The organism is Anaerocolumna sp. AGMB13020 (genome assembly GCF_033100115.1).
Lineage (GTDB): Bacteria > Bacillota > Clostridia > Lachnospirales > Lachnospiraceae > Anaerocolumna.
Genome location: NZ_CP136910.1, coordinates 1,649,186 through 1,668,034, shown reverse-complemented (window position 1 = coordinate 1,668,034; position 18,849 = coordinate 1,649,186). Strand labels below are relative to the sequence as shown.

Below are 18,849 nucleotides of genomic sequence, written 5' to 3'. Positions count from 1 at the left end.
GGAATTAGCAGGAGGATATCATGGCAGAGTCTATGAAGGGCTTGCAGAGAAGCCACAGATGTACGGAAGTCACAAAAAACCTGGCAGGTGAAAAAGTTACGGTGATGGGCTGGGTACAAAAAAGCAGAAACAAAGGAAGTATTATATTCGTTGATCTCAGGGACCGTTCAGGGCTCCTTCAGATAATTTTTGAAGAAGGAGATGTAGGTAGCGAGAACTATGCGAAAGCGGAAAAGCTTAGAAGTGAGTTCGTTATTGCAGTAACAGGTACGGTAGAACTTCGTTCCGGCGGTGTGAATGAGAACATGGCAACCGGCGAAATCGAATTAAGGGCTGAAAGCCTTCGTATTCTCTCAGAAGCAGATACCCCTCCTTTTCCAATTGAAGAAAACAGTAAGACCAAAGAAGAACTTCGTCTGAAATATCGTTATTTAGACCTTAGAAGACCGGATCTACAGCAGAACCTTATTATGAGAAGCAAGGTAGCAACCCTTACCAGACAGTTTCTCTCAGAAGAAGGTTTTTTGGAGATTGAGACACCTATGCTGACTAAGAGTACGCCGGAAGGCGCAAGAGACTATTTAGTGCCAAGCCGTGTACATCCAGGGAATTTCTATGCGCTTCCCCAGTCACCCCAGATCTTTAAGCAGCTGTTAATGTGCTCCGGCTATGACAGATACTTTCAGATTGTTAAATGCTTCCGTGATGAAGATTTACGTGCAGATCGTCAGCCCGAATTCACGCAGATCGATATGGAGCTTTCTTTTGTGGATGTAGATGATGTCATTGCAGTAAATGAAAGATTGCTGGCAAAGATGTTCAAGGAGACCATCGGTGTGGAAGTCAGCCTGCCGATTCCCAGAATGACTTATAAGGAAGCGATGGATCGATTCGGTTCCGATAAGCCGGATATTCGTTTTGGCATGGAGCTGAAATGCGTATCTGAATATGTAAAAGACTGTGGTTTTTCTGTATTTACCGATGCCATCAAAAACGGTGGTTCTGTAAGAGGAATCAATGCAGAAGGACAAGGCGAGATGCCCAGAAAGAAAATAGATGCACTGGTTCAGTTTGCCAAGGACTTCGGTGCAAAAGGACTTGCTTATCTTAGTATTAATGCAGATGGAACTTATAAATCCTCCTTCGCGAAGTTTATGACGGAAGAGGAATTAAAACTTCTTACAGAGCAGATGGGTGCGAAACCCGGCGATTTAATGTTCTTTGCTGCAGATGAAGACGATGTGGTATTTGATGTACTTGGTAATCTGCGTCTCGAGCTGGCAAGAGGGCTTGATCTGCTGAAAAAGGACGAGTATAAATTCCTTTGGGTAACAGAATTCCCTCTGTTAGAGTACTCCAAGGAAGAAGGCAGATATACAGCGAAACACCATCCCTTCACGATGCCTATGGAGGAAGATTTAGAGCTTCTTAATACTGACCCCGGTAAGGTACGTGCCAAAGCCTACGATATTGTATTAAACGGAACAGAAATCGGCGGCGGCAGTGTTAGAATATATCAAAATCAGGTTCAGGAGAAGATGTTTGAGGTACTTGGATTTACCAGGGAAGAAGCCTATGAGCGCTTTGGCTTCCTGTTAAATGCCTTCAAATATGGTGTACCTCCTCACGCAGGACTGGCTTATGGTTTGGATCGTCTGATTATGCTTATGGCAAAGGAAGACAGTATCCGTGATGTAATTGCTTTTCCTAAAGTGAAAGATGCTTCCTGTCTGATGACAGAGGCTCCCAATGTAGTGGAAGTGAAGCAATTAAATGAGCTGGGGATTGGGATTACGGAGAAGAAATAGAGGGTTTGGGTGAGGAAGAAAGATTGGTTTTTCACAGGGGGACGGCAAATAGCACAAACCAGAAAAACTCATGCTTCGATTCCAAGGCATAAGAAGTCCTAATTCTCTGAATATTTTGTGCTGGACATATTACAAAACAGATAACTCGCTTCGCTCAGACAATCTGTTTTGTAATATAGCACAAAGTATCCAGAGAAAAGGACTTCTAATGCCTTTCCATAGGCGCATTCGTTTCTCTGGTTTGTACTATTTGCCTGAAATCTTATGAGAAACAAGATTTTAGAGGTTCATATTATAGGGTTTATTATAGAATAAGTATTAATAATAATAGGGATTAAGAGTTTTGGGTACTTTAAAGTATTAAGATGAGATAGCATTAATTATTTGATTGTAATACTAATAGTTATATTCTTACATCTTTTATTTTCAATATGTTTTCTATAAGATTATTAGAAATAAATTATTCGTTTATATTTATACACTGTACGGAATGCTGGTTCTATCTTCAGGTTACTTTATCCTGTAAATGCATATAAACTACTATAAATGCTTTTTTTATCATCGATCGTTAAGTCCTATAGAAGTAATACGTAAAAATGCAAAAATGCTCAAGCAGGTGACAAGTAATCGCCTGGCTTGAGCATTTAGTATTTTGTACCTATTTCTACCGTATTGTGTATCAGCTTACGGTAATGTATCTGTAGCCATAGATAAGTTGCGGCAGTACAAGACTGCATTTATTATAGCAACAGTTTGCTAACGCATAAAATATAAGAACATAACAGAAATATGAACAATTAAAATAACAGGCATTCCAATTAAAAACTTTGTATGCTTTGTTTTGTGATGAAATAGGAACATACCCAGGAGTGAACCCAGACTGCCCCCAATTACCGAAGTTAGAAACAGTGTACTTTCTTTTATCCTCCACAAACGTTTTCTGGCTTTGTATTTATCCAATCCCATAAGCAGAAAAGAGAGTAAATTCGCAAAAATCAAATATATCAATAATAAATTAAGTAAATTCAACTTGTCTAATCCTCCTTAATATTATCTTGTTGTTTCTTTCGGACTTTGTTTTCCAAGAAAGCTAATATTTGCTTTTTTTCACTTTCGTTTAGTTTGCGAAAAAGGGTAAATAGTCGCTTTTCCTCTTGTGTTAACTGGATAATCCGAGATTTACCCTGTGGCAGTGAATCTTTTTCCATATCTAGATTATAATTCACAGATTCATGGAGAAGCTCACCGGACATAGGAACAGTTTTTGAATTTATGAAAACCTCTATGTCAACATTATATAGTTTGGATAATTTCAGTAATGTTCTGTAATCGGGAGTGCGTTTACCGGCTTCGTAGTGGGCATAACCCTGCCGTGTCATGTTTAGGTACCCTGCCACTTTAGTCTGCGTATAGTGCCTGGAGGTTCTTAATTCCTTTAATTTGTCCTTAAGTAATAATTCTGGCATAGTAAACTCCCTTTATCACATATTTGTTAGAAAATAAAATGGATTGTAGAGCAGGATTTTTACCGGAATCATAAAACCTAACCTTAAATGCCAAATCGTATATTTTCCCTTCTTATCTCCCTCTTAATAGTGTAGTAAACATCAATCTAAATTGATGTTGTTAAAATTATATACCAATTCTCGCATTATCTCAATTTAAACTTTGATACAGGAGAGCACCGAGGTAAAGGAAAAAAGTTAATAATTTCATTATAATAACTGTCTGGTAAGACTTTAGGGGCTGGTAGAAACAGACAAATAGCAGGATGGTTAAAATTTACTATTTACAGGAATGTCTTGTGTATATTTGGAGGATAGTGGAAGGCGCAAAATCAAGGAATGCAGGCAAAAAGGGGCTGTAACATAGGAAAAAAGGGCTCAATTGTAAAGAATTTTCCAAAAAACCAATTGACATAAGTTCGTGAAAGTGTTATTATAAATTTGTTGCAGAAGATGCAATGAACTATAAATGTAGATTAATTTATTTGGAGGAAATAACATGAACAAAGGTACAGTAAAATGGTTTAACAATCAAAAAGGTTTCGGTTTCATCTCCGATGAGCAGGGAAATGATGTTTTCGTTCATTACTCAGGTTTAAACATGGATGGTTTCAAGTCTTTAGAAGAAGGACAAGAAGTTGCTTTCGATGTTGTTCAGGGAGCTAAAGGACCTCAGGCCACTAACGTAACAAAATTATAATCATCAAAGTTTCAGTGTACCTTTTTCTTGATATATAAATTTTAAGAATTATTATTTTTAAGAATTTTTATACAGAAATGGCTATATTGTAATCAACGAGAATGATTTAAAGGTTATCCTTCGGGATAACCTTTTTTTGAACATAGAAATATCAGCCTGTGTTTAAGGTATTATTGTTTTACTCTGAAACGCTGCACTTTAACGCCTTTGCTGTGCAGGAAAAATTGCCTTCCCAAAGTGGGAGTCAAACGAAATGAGGTATCTATGGTAATCACATTTCTTCCGATAAATAAGAAAATAGAAGCAGTTACCGGTATCAGCTTAGAAGAAGCCGCAGGCAAGGCCGGTATTGATACAGGGGCAGTCTGCAATGGAAAAGGAACCTGCGGTAAGTGTAAGGTACTGGTTACAAAAGGGAATAACGGACTTTTTACAGCAGACGAATTGAAGCATCTGACGGGAGCAGAAAGGGAACAAGGGTTTCGATTAGCCTGCTGCTTCTTCCCGGAAGATGATACCTGCGTAATTATAAATAAACCAACCCATGAAAGAGATATTTATTCTTTGGGTGGTATAAAAAGAAATCCAATAACTGTTAAGGATGATGAGAACTTCGGTGTGGTATTGGATATTGGAACAACAACGGTAGAAGCTGTACTTTATCATATGGGCACCGGTGAATCTGTATTATCGAAAGGACTGCTGAATCCTCAGAGAATCTATGGAGGAGATGTAGTGTCCCGTATTACCTATTCCTTAGAAGATCAGAAAAATACGGAAATCCTGAAGAATATACTCTTAAAAGCCTGCAACAAACTCATAAATGAACTGGCATTCGAGTATGGAATAAACGTCAGCATGATAAAAAGAGCAGCGATAGCCGGAAATACAACAATGACAGGACTCTTTCTGGGCAGATCCTTAAGAAGGCTTTCAAGAGCTCCTTTTCAGATGGACAGCTATACCGGTGTTACACTGACAGCCAAAGAGGCAGGCGTTAATATAGAGGAGAACGGAGCAGTCTTTATAATGCCTGGAATTGGGGGACATGTAGGCGGAGATACCATGGGTTGTATAGTAAGTACGGGACTCCAAAAGGAAAAGAAGAAGATTCTACTCATGGATATCGGTACCAATGGAGAGATGGTATTATGCAACAAGGGAAGACTGACCGCATGCTCTACCGCCGCCGGACCTGCATTTGAAGGTGGCAATATCTCTTGTGGTATGAGAGCAGAAGCCGGTGCAATAACATCAGCAAAAATGGTAAATGGAAAGCTGGAGCTTCATTATATCGGGGAAGAAGACGGGAAGGTATCTCCAACTGGTATCTGCGGTTCTGGTCTTATAGAATGCATCTATGAACTCTATGTACATCAAGATATCGATGAAACCGGACGGCTTTTAGGAGTGGCAGGAGATGAGAATCTGTTCCGAATATGGAAAAGAGAGCGGAAAGAAATAACTCTCACCCAGAAGGACATTCGGGAGTTTCAGCTGGCAACCGGTGCAATAAAAGCAGGTATAGCACTTCTTTTACAGGAAGCAGGCCTTCAGGTACAGGAACTTGATAAAATCTATCTTGCTGGAAACTTTGGCAGTAAACTATCTGTTACCAAAGCCATAGGTGTAGGTTTATTGCCGGATGTAAAAGAAGAGCTTATAGAATATATAGGAAACGGAGCCTTAGCCGGTTCTAAAAAACTCTTACTGCAGGAAATAACCATGGAAGAAGCAGAGGAAATCAGCCGGAAGGTATACCATCTGGAGCTTGCAGGCAAAGAATCCTTTGAAGAAGAATTTATAAAAGCATTGTCTTTTCCGGTAATAAGAAAAATGGAGCCTTCTCCCAAATTGATATAAGGAGAAGGCTTTCATTTTGGTATAAATTGCATTATGATCAGGAACTCATAGACTGACAGCCGTCATCGTAGTAATTCTTCATCAGCCTGTTTAGCACCTTATAAACAGGTTTGAACAAGACAAGAGCAACTATAAAATTAGCGATACCATGTATAATATCAAAAGTCAGACCGCTTACCCAATAACCAAAAGCGCTGTTAAGCCCGCCTTGAAAACCACCGCTTTGCAAACCCATCAAAAAGCTGATAAAGGCAAAAAAACCACCAAAGCATAAACCAAAACTACCGGAAACCAACGCCCATATGATAGAGGACTGTTCCAGGGGAGGTGTCCTTCTGGTAATCAATCTGCCAATGAGATAAAGAATAAACCAGACATACAGGTAGCCGATAAACCAAATACCAAAACCATAAAAGAAACCCTCCAGCAGTACAAATACTGCAATAATGAAGAGTGTTTTTTTCTTTAAGATGGAGGTATAAACCAGGATCAGCAAAGACACCAGTTCGATGTTAGGAATCCCCTGGAGAATATACTGTACAGCAAAAAGTACAGAACTAAGCAGACCGATAATGACAATATCTTTAATTTTCATACTAGCTCCTATTGCATGCCGTATCTGCCTGCAGATGTGGCTCTGCTATAATATCAGGGTGTAAATTATGTATTTGTGAATTATGCATATAAGGAATTCACAGGATACCCATACACAATGCAAGCAAGCTTGCGACACTGTAAAATTAGGTAAAAGTTTTATAGCACACTTACCCTGCGTACCATAACACGCCTAACTAATATCCAACAGCCAGTGTTATCTCAAAATGGTCACCATCAGCAATGGGAGTGGTGTCAACACCAGTATTGATGCTCTCACCGCCTTTGGTAAAGCACCACCATTCCTGATTGCCTTCATTAGCAGTTACGCCATCAACTGTTTTAACATACAAACCATATTCGGACTCTTCTCCTTCAATGAGTTTCTTTTCCTCCAGTGCCTGCCTTAAGTATTCCGCGTCGGTACTGATTTCATAAGAGTTACTTGTGCCATCCGCTAAAACAACCTCTGCGGTAATGGTCTTAGCACCTTTACTGGTCTCGGGTTTAAAGACATTGTATAGAACAGCCATAGCTGCAATTACAACGATGAAAATAATAACGCCAATAAGGGGCTTTTTGATTGATCTTTTGTTATCCATAATTCTCCTCCTTAAACATAAAAAATACCCTTATCCGGTGAACAGGAAAGAAGGGCACGCAAATTAAAAGTACCATTTCTCCATCTTCCGTGGATCTTATGCGGTACGGACAGCAAGCAGGTATTCTGGCTCATGAATCTATATCTGCAATTAATCTTCCCGGGATACCCCAGTGATTGCATGAATTCTAAAATCATGCGGTAACTACAGACTCCTCACATACAGCGGCGGGACCGCACAGGACTTTAACCTGTTTCCCTATTATGTCGCCATTAACAGCGACCACTTACTGCCATTTTAGACTTATAAAGTATAACATTAGTATCATGGCCTGTCAACTTTATAGGCAGGTATTCCGGTTCTAAAGGGAAAGAGTTTTAGGGGACGGACGATAATTGAGGGTTTTGTTTTTTCGGTTTGTTGCTCAAGGCTCCCTATGACACTAAAGTGGCAGCTGCCGTTCCTAGAAGCGGAAAAAGTGCCAAACTCGCTGCAGCGCTGTGGCATCGGTAGCGTGAAGCTGCTCAAACACTGGCACTTTTCCCGCTAGTCACGACAGCTGCCGCTTAAGTGTCATAAGGAGCCTTTCGATACAAACCGCTAAAACAAAACCCTCAATTATCTGCATATTCACTACATTTCATTCCATATATTTGCTATTTGTATCTCATCATACCTTAAATGGTAAATTGATAATCTGAAGTCAGCAGCATAAATAACGATAAAATATTATATATTAATTTTAATTAATAGGTGACTGGATTAATCTATAATTACTCTATAATACCACTATTCATTAGGAGATAGAAAATACGCAGAACCAATATCACTATAATTATACTAAGACACCACTATTGATAAAAAATAGAAAATACTCAGAATCAATCTCAACATTAAGTGCCAATTTCATATTATTCACAACCTCGTTATAGTATTCAGCTACTATGAAATATACGAGTTAACAATACGAAAGAAACGCAGGTTCCGTATGTAGACAAACAGATGGATATGAGGGGAATTTATGCATGATGCATTGAGAGGTTCCTTAGGATACTTAAATGGCAGAAACTGTGATAAGGGTAAGCAGTGCCATTGTCTGAGCACAATAAACTACCGCAGCCATAGCTACCAGGCGAGTTTGGCGCTGTTTACCCTGCTTTTGAACAGTTGCTGGCATTTTAGTAGAATAAGGGTTCTCGAACAGCAAAATGCATAAATTCCCCTCATATCCAGCGTCCACCCCCACAACCCATTCCACCAATAATGAGCAAATAAACACTTGCACTTTTTAGGTTTATGGATTATTCTAGAAAGTATAAAAGAACAGAAGGAGAAGACTATGAGCATTAAAAAACATTCTTTTGGCAAAACTTCAGCGGGTGAAGAGGCTACTCTATATACATTGATCAACAAGAAAGGTATGTCAGTCAGCTTAACGGACTTTGGTGCCAACATCGTAAATATTATTGTACCTGATAAAGACGGCAAATATGATGATGTAGTCCTTGGTTATGATAATGTAAAAGGATATGAGGGGAACCCGGCAGGTTACGGTTCTTTCATTGGAAGACATGCCAACAGAATAGGCGGCGCATCTTTTGAACTGAACGGAAAGACATATACCTTAGAGAAAAATGATGGTAACAACAATCTGCACGCAGGTTCAAAGAGTTACAATAAATTTATCTATGAAACAGAAACATTTGAAGAAGAGGATGCGGATTCCGTAGAATTCTCCAGGTTAAGCCCTCATATGGAACAAGGTTTTCCGGGAAATCTTGATATCAGTGTAACCTATACCTTAACAGATGATAATGAGCTGGTTATAGAATATATGGCGGTATCTGATAAAGATACTATCTGTAATCTTACCAACCATTCCTATTTTAACCTTAACGGACAAGCTTCCGGTTCTGTCTTAAGCCAAAAGGTTATGATAGATGCAGATACATTTACCCCTACCAATGATGCCTTGATTCCTACCGGTGAGATTATTAGCGTTGATGGAACACCTATGGATTTCCGTAAATTAAAAGCTCTCGGAGAAGATATTAATGTAGATTATGAACCACTGAAGATTGCAGGTGGTTACGATCATAACTATGTGTTAAATATCAGTGGTGCAGAAGTTGAGAAGGTAGGAGAGCTTGTAAGTGATGAAAGTGGAAGAACCATGGAAATCTTTACAAACAAACCTGGCATGCAGTTATATACAGGAAATTTCATCAGCGGTACAGAAGCCGGCAAGAAAAATTTCGTATACCAGAAAAATGGTGGTGTATGTTTTGAAACACAGTTCTTCCCTAATTCCTGCAACAGACCTGAATTTCCTACCTGTGTATTAAAGGCAGGCAATGAATATGATTATGTAACCGTATACAAATTCGGTTTAAAATAATGGCTCTTTGTCAATAGTTGGGGTGGGATTCGTATGAATCCCGCTCCTTTCTTACGTTTAGAGCTGTTTCGATAGTTCATTCTACTGTATGCTGTTTTGGGCATGCAAAATAAGCCTCCATATCCCGACCATTTTTCCTATGATGTACAATGAAGTATCCGAGTACGGAACCGGTTAAAGTTTCGGATTCCATAAGAACTTCGTTTTAATACTTTAATCTTATTGTTAAATCCTTCTGTGACACCGTTTGTAATGCCATATTTGAAGGCATTTAAGATTTCTTTTCTCCAAGACTGGAACGTTTTTGCACATTTCTCGAATTCTTTAATACCGCATCCTCTTGCATTAGATATCCAATCATCGAATTCCTGCTGTTGCTTACGATAGGACTCCAGCTGGCTGATGTCATAAAACCATTCTTTCATCATGTGCGCCAACCGTAGGTCATCACTATACTGGAGCATCAGATCACAGGCTTGTTTGTTCTCGTCTTTCAGCTTTCTATAGCGGGTCAAAATCAGCTTCCGGCTTCGTTTATAGTATTTTCGAAGAGAAGTCGGCATGGATTTTTGGAGCCGTTTACGAACATTTTCGATAGCCCATGTGACCTGACGAATGAAATGATACTTGTCCACTATAATCTTTGCATTTGGAAAGAAGGTCCTGGCCAGCTCCACATAGGGAAGCCACATGTCACAGACAAAGAACTTTACTTTCAGCCTTTCCTTTCTTGTAATGTTTCTCCAGTAATCAGCCAGATGGCTCTGAGTGCGGTCTGGAAGAATATCCAGAATCCGGTGTTTTTTAGGATCAACGAGGATACACTGATATTTCCCAGTAGAGGCATTGCCTTTAAATTCATCAATAGAAACAGCCTCAGGAAGTTTATCTGGGGGTGCATAATGGATGGTATCCAAAAGTCTGCAGATTGTAGGGACGGAAACCCCGGTAAGGATTGAAACCTGCTTGAGAGAAAAAGTCTGCCGAAGGAGAGATATAACATAAAAAGCCAGTCTCCTTGTTCTGCGGTGATAGGTAGGAAGAAAAGAATAGTGTTCCAAAAATCGTTTTCCGCAGGAGGTACATAAATAACGTCGTTTTCTTAGAACCAGAATGACGGTTTTACCTTGGAAAGGAGTGTCATTAATTTCCTGGATTCGATAGTCATGAACTCTTTTTGTTTTACAGCCACAACAAGGACAGGTCTGCTCAGAAGGTTTAGTTTCAATGAAAACCTTTAAAAAAGAATCTGCCTGAATCACTTTTTTTACAAAAACATCTTTCAAGTCTAAGAATGCCTTGCTATAATTAGGGTACATCTATAAGAGGTCACCTCCGTTAACATTAAACTTTGGTCGGGATAATGCGTTTGGGAGGCTTCTTATAGATGTATTTTATTACAACTAAAAGAATGTTGGAAGTGTGCTTTTCAAGCACACCCCAACATTCAGTATAGAACCAAAATAATGTAATAAAAAAAGTGCTTATTCTTTTTGGAGAAAACAAAAGGAATAAGCACTTTTTTTATTTACTGTAATATAATTATTTCGTACCGTATATTCTGTCACCGGCATCACCGAGACCGGGAAGAATATAACCTTGTTCGTTCAGTCTTTCATCAAGGGCACCCACAAAAATATCAACATCCGGATGTGCCTGAGTAAGGCGCTGTACACCTTCTGGAGCAGCGATAAGACATAAGAAGTGTATTTTGCTGATTCCTTTATCTTTTAAGAGAGTAATAGCAGCAGAAGCAGAACCACCAGTAGCTAACATGGGGTCTACTACAAAAATTTCTCTTTCACTTGCATCAACGGGAAGTTTACAGAAATATTCAACAGGCTCAAGGGTTTCTTCATTGCGGTACAGACCAATATGACCAACCTTGGCATTAGGGATGAGGTTTAAGATACCGTCAGCCATATGAAGGCCGGCTCTTAAGATGGGAACGATACAAAGTTTCTTACCTTCGATTTCCTGTGTGATAGTTCTTACAAGGGGAGTATCGATTTCAATATCTGTTAAAGGAAGTTCTCTCGTAGCCTCATAACAGATTAGCATGGCAACCTCAGAAACCAAATCACGGAATTCCTTGGTGGAAGTAGCTTTGCGTCTCATAATACCAATTTTATGCTTAATCAACGGGTGATCCATAACAACAACTTTAGACATAATTTTGCCTCCAAATTTAATATTTACAAGGTTGTCCCGCAAAGGGGCCTTGTTTGCTCTACCTGCCATTATATCAAACTTCCGGCCTCAAGAAAAGTAGAAAATTATATTTTTTGGCTGGAAATTGGCTCCTTACTGGTAAAAATGACCATATTCAGACAGAGGAGAAGCCCGGTAGAGGGGGGAGGGTTACTACCAGGCTTTGTTTTATGAAAAAAATTATCTTGTTAGCATTATTGTTTAACATATTATTTGTGATATAGCTTTTTGCTATGGTTAAATTATATCGGACATATATGATTATAGTATGGATGATTTATGAACATTTTGTGAATATTAGAACTGGGTTTTTTAGGAGGAAATATCAGAATTTACCAAGGCTACATTTCGCTTGATTACAGATAATAATTGAAAGAAAATGAAAGTAGAGGGAGTATTTTTGGTGGCCAGCATATTTCGTAAACTGATAAGCAGAGAGTTTGGGGAAAATATTTATTACAAATACTTTTACGTTTGTCAGAAAAGTTTGAAGGATAAATTTTTTGACAGCAATGAGATCTATCAGGATATTTATAAACGAGTGGAAAGAAAGGACAAAGGAGATATCCGGAAAATGCAGTCTCGCTTAAATGAATCTCTGGTAATAGCGGTGAGAATAATAAAGACTTATATGATATTTCTTGTTTATGTAATAGCTGCAATTTTTTATCTTGTTACCTTAGGGCTTCATCCACTGTTCACAATTGTTGGAATACTGTTGATAATCTTAGTGCTCCTGCAAAAAACCTATGAGTATCTCATAAATAAATACTGTTATATTGATGCACAGATTGTTTTGATATATAAGAATGTCCTGGAGAAGCTGCTTCTTCCGGAGGAAAAAAACGAAAACGGAACACATTGACGCTTGCAGATTTAGAAATAATATAGTTGTCATTAAAAATGAGATTTCTGAAAACAGATGACAGATGTAACTGTATATAAAAAAAATAAAGTTGGATTAAGTTTCCGCTTCTTTTAGCTGAAAGGCCGGATTATACAGGCATCAATAGGCTGGAAAGAGAGGAAACTCAATTCAACTTATATAATTATAAGAACAATACGGAGAATGAGGACAAGGTATTAAAGGTTCCATGCATCAACCAACTTGGAACAAGGGAACCTTCTGCCTGCTTTTCGCACACATAACCCATACAAACTCCAATTGCACCGGTAAGTAAAGTAATAATGACAGCTTTTAAAAGTCCGGCAGAAGAGTAGAGCATCATACCATGAACAGATCCAAATATAACCCCTTGCATTGTATTACCAAATGCAAATCCAAATCTTTTAATCAGACGTTTTCCAAGAAAACCTCGGAAAAATAATTCTTCATTAAAGGATGTCTGAAAGAAAGCATAAATCAGGACAGGAATGAGAGCGGATGTTCCCTTACCATAAAATTGTGATGTTGTAAGGCTGGCATTATCATAGACCAAAGGCATTATCACAAAGAAAGCACTGAAAAAAACGATTTCTATAATAATTATTATGGACCAAAATCTTTTTTGTCTGAGATATGCAGTTTTTTATATCCGATCCATTGAAAAAAGGTGTTTTCTTTTCTGGCTATAATCATCCACCAAATGAAGGGGATTATTGATAATAATATAAACTGTACGATTGAACTAATGGCGATGTTTGCAAACAATTGCATTAACAGCCTCCTGTGTATGCATCTGAAATATTTTGTGCTGATGCATTATTCCAGATTTAGTTTCTTTTTCAGAACATTGATGGTACCTACATAGCAGACTGCAGTTAATATAAATATAAAGAGCGTCATACCCAGGAAAAGGGCAAAATCCGGTGCATCTATATACCCAGGACCGTTAATCAGAACGAATACCATCATCATAGCAAATAGTAAAAGCTCCATTACTACATAAATAGCGCCGTAAGAAACAAAAGCACCTATTATCCGATGACTGGTAAATAGCTGTCCTAAGGCTATTGCGAAATATACCAGCACAATACTGGAGACTACAGAGAAAATTACAAGTACAGCAGCTATTATGATAAAAAGAGGTTCGGCTAATCCTGACTCATGAACAAGTTCCTCTCTAAAAAGGCCTATACCTGCTCTTACTGTTTCATAATGGCCACTGGCATATGCAAGGACCAATAAGGATAATATAACGGCTAATATGCTGGCAACAGTATGGAAAGAGGATATGATTAATTTGGATAATACCAGATCATTTGTTTTTACTGGGAGGGTGAACATCAGATAGCCCTCATCGGTAAGCAGATTTTTGTAAAAGCGTACATATAAAAGGATCGTAGTTCCTGCGGCAATCATTATGAGAGAGATACCATAGGTAAAGGTTGACAATCCGGTAATTAGGTTACTAAAATCATTATCCCAATGGGCCAGTAAGCTGGTCATCAACGTGGTACATCCCAGAATCATATAGAGGGGAAGCAAAATACGAATAGTTGCTTTCCATTCTTGTTTAATAAGTTTTCCTAACATTTGTACACCTCCCTGAAATAGGAATCAATTGATTTTCCAGTATCATTCCGTACTTCATCAACCGGTGAATGAAGTAATACACTTCCGTTCTGGATAAAAATAACGTCATCCAATACCTTTTCCACCTCTGCTATCAAATGGGTTGAGATCAGTACAGTGGCATTCTCATTGTAGTTGGTAATAATCGTATTTAGTATATAATCTCTGGCAGCAGGGTCAACACCACCAATGGGTTCATCCAGACAGTAGAGGTCTGCCTTACGGCTCATTACCAGTATTAGCTGAACCTTTTCTTTTGTTCCTTTTGATAAAGTCTTTAATTTCAGTTCCGGGTTAATGTTTAATCGCTTTAGCATTTCCAAAGCCTTGTGTATATCAAAGTCAGCATAAAAATCACGGAACAGATCCAACAGATTTTTGATATGCATCCAGTCTGCCAGATAATTTCTCTCAGGCAGGTACGAAACACATCTTTTGGTCTCTATTCCCGGTGCAAAGCCGTTAATCAGCAGATCCCCCGAATCCGGAACCAAGAGGCCGTTAATCAGCTTGATAAATGTTGATTTACCACTGCCGTTCGGTCCTAAGAGACCGGTTATCCTACCTCTTTCGAGAGTAAGATTAATATCCTTAAGTACTCGTAAGCCGGAGTAACTCTTGTTAACTCCCTTACATTCTAAGATAGCATTCATTCTTTCTCCTCCTTATATTTACGCATCCGGAGGATAATATCCTCCGGAAGGAAACCCAAAAACTCCATATCTCTTAAAAAGACTTTTATACGGTTATCTGCTTCGGACTCTTTCATAGCCTGAATCAGAGCAGTATCGTTGGTAATAAATTTACCATTTGTGCGGTAAGTTGATATCAGCTCCATTCGCTCAAGTTCTGACAGGGCCTTTTGCATCGTATTAGGATTCACTCCGGCATCTGCGGCTAAATCCCTGACAGAAGGGAGTTTAGAACCCGGTTCAATTTGACCGGATATGATCCCTCTTTGTATCTGTTCGATTATTTGAAGATAAACGGGTCTCTCAGAATCAATATTCCATTCCATTCTTTACTCCTCTCCTAATGTTTGTATCACTGTATTAAGTAATTAATACAATAATACAATAGAGCGAATGCTTTGTCAATATATAGATATAAAAATTTTTAGGAAGCAAATATTCATAAAATAATGTTCATGAAAGGCTATTTGGAAATTTATCAGAGAAGTTTATTAGAAAATTTATTGTGAAGGTTAGATAGGAAATCCATCAGAAAAGGTCGTAAGGAAATCCATCGGAAATGGTCGTAAGGAAATCTATCGGAAAAGTTCGTAAGGAAATCTATCGGAAAAGTTCGTTAGTGAATTTGTCAGAGAGTTTTTGAAATTAATCAAAAAATTCATAACGAAAGTTGGTTATAAATGTTCATATAGTCAATAGAAATAATATAGGTATAAAAAAATAAATAAAAATAGAATAAGCTCTTATAAAAGGGAAAATAAAAAATATCGGAAACAGTACAAACCATTTCCGATATAAGGTATAATTCGGTCTTATTACATATATTCTGCAAGAAATGCCGCAGAAGATTATTTTGGAATTTTCCATACCAGTCTGAAGGTATGTTATTTGGGAGCAGGAAGGTATTGCAGGCAAATAAGCTTTCATAAAATTATTGAGACACCTGTACAGGAGTCCGTTCATAATCGGATACTGCTTCCAAACTGATATTTCTGCTTTTAAGATGAAAGACTGTTTGTTCTTTTCGCTTGAATAGAAAAGTACCTTCACACAAATGAGCTTCTTTGATGATACGGTTCATCTTGCCTTTCTTTGGTGCATTTAGATCGTAGGAATTCATATCCGGTGTATTCTTTATTTTAATCGTAAGGAAATATTCACCTTGTCTTAGGATTATTAGGTCAGGAGCAGCTTTTAAAATACGGACACCCAGATAGGTGGCAAGACGGTATTCACGGCCTCTGTAGTGTATGGCACAGATACAGCCGGTAAACTCCGTTCCCCATAACGGGATATGTGCAATCGAAAGAAATACAGAGCAGTTGTCTGAATTGAAATTATTGCACTGCAGCCATAGATAGGAGCTGGGAAAGGAATGCCCCCAATCTTTTTCTATATATCCTATTCCTTTCTTAAGGTTATAGGTCTCGTTGTTTAATTGCAGGCTGCCGGATAAATGATGATTCATACTGATAATCTCGTGTTTACATTCCATGAAAGGAAAATATCGGAAGCAGCCCATAATACTGTAAGCAATGGGTTTTGGATGGCGGTATAAAAGATTGCCTTTTAGTTTCAGCTCCTCGCTATCGATATCCAGCATTATACCTTCTTTTGTAAAGACATTTTTCCCTAAACGGATATAGCAGGCTTTTCTGTCCATATAGCAATCCTCTTGAGAATAATTGATACAGTAAGCTTTCTTTCCTGCAATTACCTGCAGAAAGGCACGTGCCTCACTGCCGTACTCTCTGTTGACACCGGGTATAAATGCCAGTATTTCGTCACCTATCTGATGTTTAAAATACCAGCCTTCAAAGTATGGTTTCTGCTTCAGGAGATTCTTCATGAAATTCCCTCCTTGTAATGGAGTCGTTAGAGGGGTCATCCAATAACTGCCCATCGTAATTAAAACGGGAGCCGTGACAGGGGCAGTCCCAGGTCTGCTCTTCTTCATTCCATTCCAGCTGGCATCCCAGATGGGGACACATGGGATCCACGGCAAACAGCTGGTTATTCTTATCTTTATATATGCCTACCTTCTCACCCTCCAGCTCTATGACACGTCCGGTACCTTCTTCAATCGCAGATAAACTGGAAGGGACAGGTTTTAACTTCTTTAAGACCAGTCCCACAGCACTGTGTCCGGTTTCATTAAGAAGGCTGGTTATGGAAGCCGTCAGTTTAAACCGCTGAGGGGTAAAGACTTCCTCATAGGGACTTTCTATTCCTGTTATCCTATCACTGAGTAATTCGGCAGCCACCATTGCTGTGGTCATGCCCCATTTATGAAAACCAGTCGCCACATACCAGTTGGGTGTCTGTTCTGAAAACTTACCGATATAAGGAATTCCATCAAGAGTCTGGCAATCCTGTGCAGACCAACAGTATTTCTCCTCAGCCTCGGGAAAATGCTCCCTTGCAAAACTCCTTAAGGCTTCATACTGACCGCCGGTTTTATTTTCCCCGGTTCTGTGACCGCTGCCACCAAGTATTAAGAAATCTTCATAACGGCGGAAGGAATACCCGTTTTTCTTATCCTCCTTGTAGGTTCCATCCAGTGGGTAAGGGGTCTTAAGACCAAGACAATAAGATCGTTCCTGATGCATTCTGGCAAAATAATATCCCGGCGTAATCAGGAAAGGATAATGTGAAGTCATTATTATATGTTTTGCTTTTATTTTACCATTAAGAGTTGTAACGGTATCTTTATCAATGCCTATGACTCTGGAGTTTACATATATCGTAAGCGGTTTTTCTATAGCCTGGAGGAATTTAAGAGGATGAAACTGTGCTTGTTCCGGGAACTTCATTGCTCCTTTTACCGGAAAGGGAAGAGTGGTTTTATCTGTATATTCTGCCTGGATGCCACAGGCAGCCGCAGCTTTTATCTCCTTCTCCAGGGAAGAGATATCGCCGGTGGAATACACATAAGCAGGAAGCCTGCTAAAATTACAGGAGATGGAATTCTCTTTTATTAGATTTTCGTATTTCGATATGGCTTCTTCATTTGCTTTGGCATAAAGAGTTGCTTTCTCTTCACCAAAATCTTTTATCAGCTGATCATACATAAGCCCATGAAGAGAGGTAATCTTGGCGGTTGTATTTCTTGTCTGTCCCGAGGCAGTTTCATTGGCCTCAAGAATAATGCAGTCAACACCTTTTTGCTTTAAGAGATAACCGGTGAGTAAGCCTGTTAAGCCTCCACCTATTATAACTGTATTCACACTTCCTTCTCCCTGCCATTGTTCTCTGGCCTCAAAAGAAACATCCTTTTCCCAAATTGAAGTAAAGCGATTACTTGGCATATTTCTGTCCTTTCTGTGATAAACCATTATTAGGATAGGTTTTCCTTTTCTGTGAAGTTTTAAACATTAGAGTATTTTCAATTATAGGAATTAACGGTCTGTATCTGTTATAGTATCTTTACGCAAAAATCCCTGCAGATTATTTCTTCTGCAGGGATAGTGAATAACATTAAGTGTAAATTAACTATAAATATTATTTCATAAATAAACCGATTAATTCCATATCTGTGTTAAAGCTGAGGGTAAAAGTCACATTTTGATTTTCATATTTGGCAACTACAACTGCCACTGCACAGTCCTCTTTTGTGGCTTTAAGCTTCTGACCTAAAATTGCTATGTTTTTATATTCTTTAAAAGCACCGGCATTGCTATAGGTCTTATCAACAGCATCTTTTAAGACATCAGCTGACAGCTGCTCTTGCAGGTCCTCCTGCAACAGTTGGTTTACCTTGTCGTATTCGGCATTGTTCATATATTCAATTACCTGCTTTGCTGATTTTTCTACGGTTTCCTTATCAAAAGCATCTGATAACTTACTGGAAGAACAGCCTCCGAGTAAAACAGTAACAAAGAAGGATATCAATAATACAGAGATTAATTTTTTCATAATATTCCTCATTTCTGCGTGTAAACGCTTTTTATAATCTAACTTT

Annotated in this window: 19 protein-coding genes and 1 riboswitch; of the genes, 5 read left to right on the top strand and 14 right to left on the bottom strand. The window is 38.6% G+C overall.

Features of this window, described 5'->3' with window-relative positions; genetic code table 11:
* Positions 1-20 precede the first annotated feature (20 nt).
* Positions 21-1,808, top strand: coding sequence for an aspartate--tRNA ligase (gene aspS / locus R2R35_RS06610; RefSeq protein WP_317733715.1), 1,788 nt, complete (start codon positions 21-23; stop codon positions 1,806-1,808).
* Between the two features lie 756 nt (positions 1,809-2,564).
* Here the strand turns inward: aspS and R2R35_RS24555 are convergent.
* Positions 2,565-2,774 carry a DUF1294 domain-containing protein gene (locus R2R35_RS24555; protein ID WP_442872286.1) on the bottom strand — a complete coding sequence of 70 codons (210 nt, stop codon included), beginning with the start codon at positions 2,772-2,774 and terminating at the stop codon, positions 2,565-2,567.
* Positions 2,775-2,842: 68 nt separating this feature from the next.
* On the bottom strand, positions 2,843-3,274 hold the full coding sequence (locus R2R35_RS06600) for a helix-turn-helix domain-containing protein (RefSeq protein WP_317733714.1): 432 nt from the start codon (positions 3,272-3,274) through the stop codon (positions 2,843-2,845).
* Positions 3,275-3,812: 538 nt separating this feature from the next.
* On the opposite strand from R2R35_RS06600, the gene R2R35_RS06595 reads away from it, so the two are divergent.
* Positions 3,813-4,013, top strand: a complete 201-nt coding sequence (locus R2R35_RS06595; RefSeq protein ID WP_033165096.1) for a cold-shock protein — start codon at positions 3,813-3,815, stop codon at positions 4,011-4,013.
* 264 nt (positions 4,014-4,277) lie between these two features.
* Positions 4,278-5,876, top strand: coding sequence for an ASKHA domain-containing protein (locus R2R35_RS06590; RefSeq protein WP_317733713.1), 1,599 nt, complete (start codon positions 4,278-4,280; stop codon positions 5,874-5,876).
* A gap of 37 nt (positions 5,877-5,913) precedes the next feature.
* On the opposite strand, the gene R2R35_RS06585 is transcribed toward R2R35_RS06590, so the two are convergent.
* The 3 genes from R2R35_RS06585 to R2R35_RS06575 all read right to left on the bottom strand — a co-directional run bounded on the left by R2R35_RS06585 (position 5,914) and on the right by R2R35_RS06575 (position 8,318).
* Positions 5,914-6,471: a hypothetical protein gene (locus R2R35_RS06585; RefSeq protein WP_317733712.1), complete on the bottom strand. Its 558-nt coding sequence runs from the start codon at positions 6,469-6,471 to the stop codon at positions 5,914-5,916.
* Between the two features lie 196 nt (positions 6,472-6,667).
* On the bottom strand, positions 6,668-7,072 hold the full coding sequence (locus R2R35_RS06580) for a DUF4430 domain-containing protein (protein WP_317733711.1): 405 nt from the start codon (positions 7,070-7,072) through the stop codon (positions 6,668-6,670).
* 98 nt (positions 7,073-7,170) lie between these two features.
* Positions 7,171-7,377: riboswitch (cobalamin riboswitch) on the bottom strand.
* Positions 7,378-8,126: 749 nt separating this feature from the next.
* Positions 8,127-8,318, bottom strand: a complete 192-nt coding sequence (locus tag R2R35_RS06575) for a hypothetical protein (RefSeq protein ID WP_317733710.1) — start codon at positions 8,316-8,318, stop codon at positions 8,127-8,129.
* 93 nt (positions 8,319-8,411) lie between these two features.
* On the opposite strand from R2R35_RS06575, the gene R2R35_RS06570 reads away from it, so the two are divergent.
* Positions 8,412-9,470 (top strand): aldose epimerase family protein, encoded by a 1,059-nt coding sequence (locus R2R35_RS06570; RefSeq protein ID WP_317733709.1) that lies wholly within the window; start codon positions 8,412-8,414, stop codon positions 9,468-9,470.
* A 137-nt stretch (positions 9,471-9,607) separates the two neighbouring features.
* Here the strand turns inward: R2R35_RS06570 and R2R35_RS06565 are convergent, their stop codons facing one another.
* The gene (locus R2R35_RS06565; protein WP_317730199.1) at positions 9,608-10,789 is read right to left on the bottom strand and encodes an ISL3 family transposase; all 1,182 of its coding nucleotides are present in this window, start codon (positions 10,787-10,789) and stop codon (positions 9,608-9,610) included.
* A gap of 223 nt (positions 10,790-11,012) precedes the next feature.
* Complete coding sequence (upp, locus tag R2R35_RS06560; protein WP_317733708.1) at positions 11,013-11,642, bottom strand: uracil phosphoribosyltransferase; 630 nt, start codon at positions 11,640-11,642, stop codon at positions 11,013-11,015.
* Positions 11,643-12,084: 442 nt separating this feature from the next.
* On the opposite strand from upp, the gene R2R35_RS06555 reads away from it, so the two are divergent.
* On the top strand, positions 12,085-12,546 hold the full coding sequence (locus R2R35_RS06555; RefSeq protein WP_317733707.1) for a hypothetical protein: 462 nt from the start codon (positions 12,085-12,087) through the stop codon (positions 12,544-12,546).
* A 184-nt stretch (positions 12,547-12,730) separates the two neighbouring features.
* Here R2R35_RS06555 and R2R35_RS06550 read toward each other — a convergent pair whose 3' ends face one another.
* The 7 genes from R2R35_RS06550 to R2R35_RS06520 form a co-directional block, all read right to left on the bottom strand.
* The gene (locus R2R35_RS06550) at positions 12,731-13,126 is read right to left on the bottom strand and encodes a CPBP family intramembrane glutamic endopeptidase (protein WP_317734756.1); all 396 of its coding nucleotides are present in this window, start codon (positions 13,124-13,126) and stop codon (positions 12,731-12,733) included.
* Between the two features lie 257 nt (positions 13,127-13,383).
* On the bottom strand, positions 13,384-14,157 hold the full coding sequence (locus R2R35_RS06545) for a hypothetical protein (protein WP_317733706.1): 774 nt from the start codon (positions 14,155-14,157) through the stop codon (positions 13,384-13,386).
* Positions 14,151-14,849 carry an ABC transporter ATP-binding protein gene (locus R2R35_RS06540; protein ID WP_317733705.1) on the bottom strand — a complete coding sequence of 233 codons (699 nt, stop codon included), beginning with the start codon at positions 14,847-14,849 and terminating at the stop codon, positions 14,151-14,153. The genes R2R35_RS06545 and R2R35_RS06540 overlap by 7 nt, the downstream gene beginning before the upstream one ends.
* Positions 14,846-15,214, bottom strand: coding sequence for a GntR family transcriptional regulator (locus tag R2R35_RS06535; RefSeq protein ID WP_317733704.1), 369 nt, complete (start codon positions 15,212-15,214; stop codon positions 14,846-14,848). The genes R2R35_RS06540 and R2R35_RS06535 overlap by 4 nt, the downstream gene beginning before the upstream one ends.
* Before the next feature lie 605 nt (positions 15,215-15,819).
* Positions 15,820-16,737 carry a tocopherol cyclase family protein gene (locus tag R2R35_RS06530; RefSeq protein WP_317733703.1) on the bottom strand — a complete coding sequence of 306 codons (918 nt, stop codon included), beginning with the start codon at positions 16,735-16,737 and terminating at the stop codon, positions 15,820-15,822.
* Positions 16,703-18,196, bottom strand: a complete 1,494-nt coding sequence (locus tag R2R35_RS06525) for an FAD-dependent oxidoreductase (RefSeq protein WP_317733702.1) — start codon at positions 18,194-18,196, stop codon at positions 16,703-16,705. The genes R2R35_RS06530 and R2R35_RS06525 overlap by 35 nt, the downstream gene beginning before the upstream one ends.
* A gap of 193 nt (positions 18,197-18,389) precedes the next feature.
* Positions 18,390-18,803, bottom strand: a complete 414-nt coding sequence (locus tag R2R35_RS06520) for a DUF3887 domain-containing protein (RefSeq protein ID WP_317733701.1) — start codon at positions 18,801-18,803, stop codon at positions 18,390-18,392.
* Positions 18,804-18,849 lie beyond the last annotated feature (46 nt).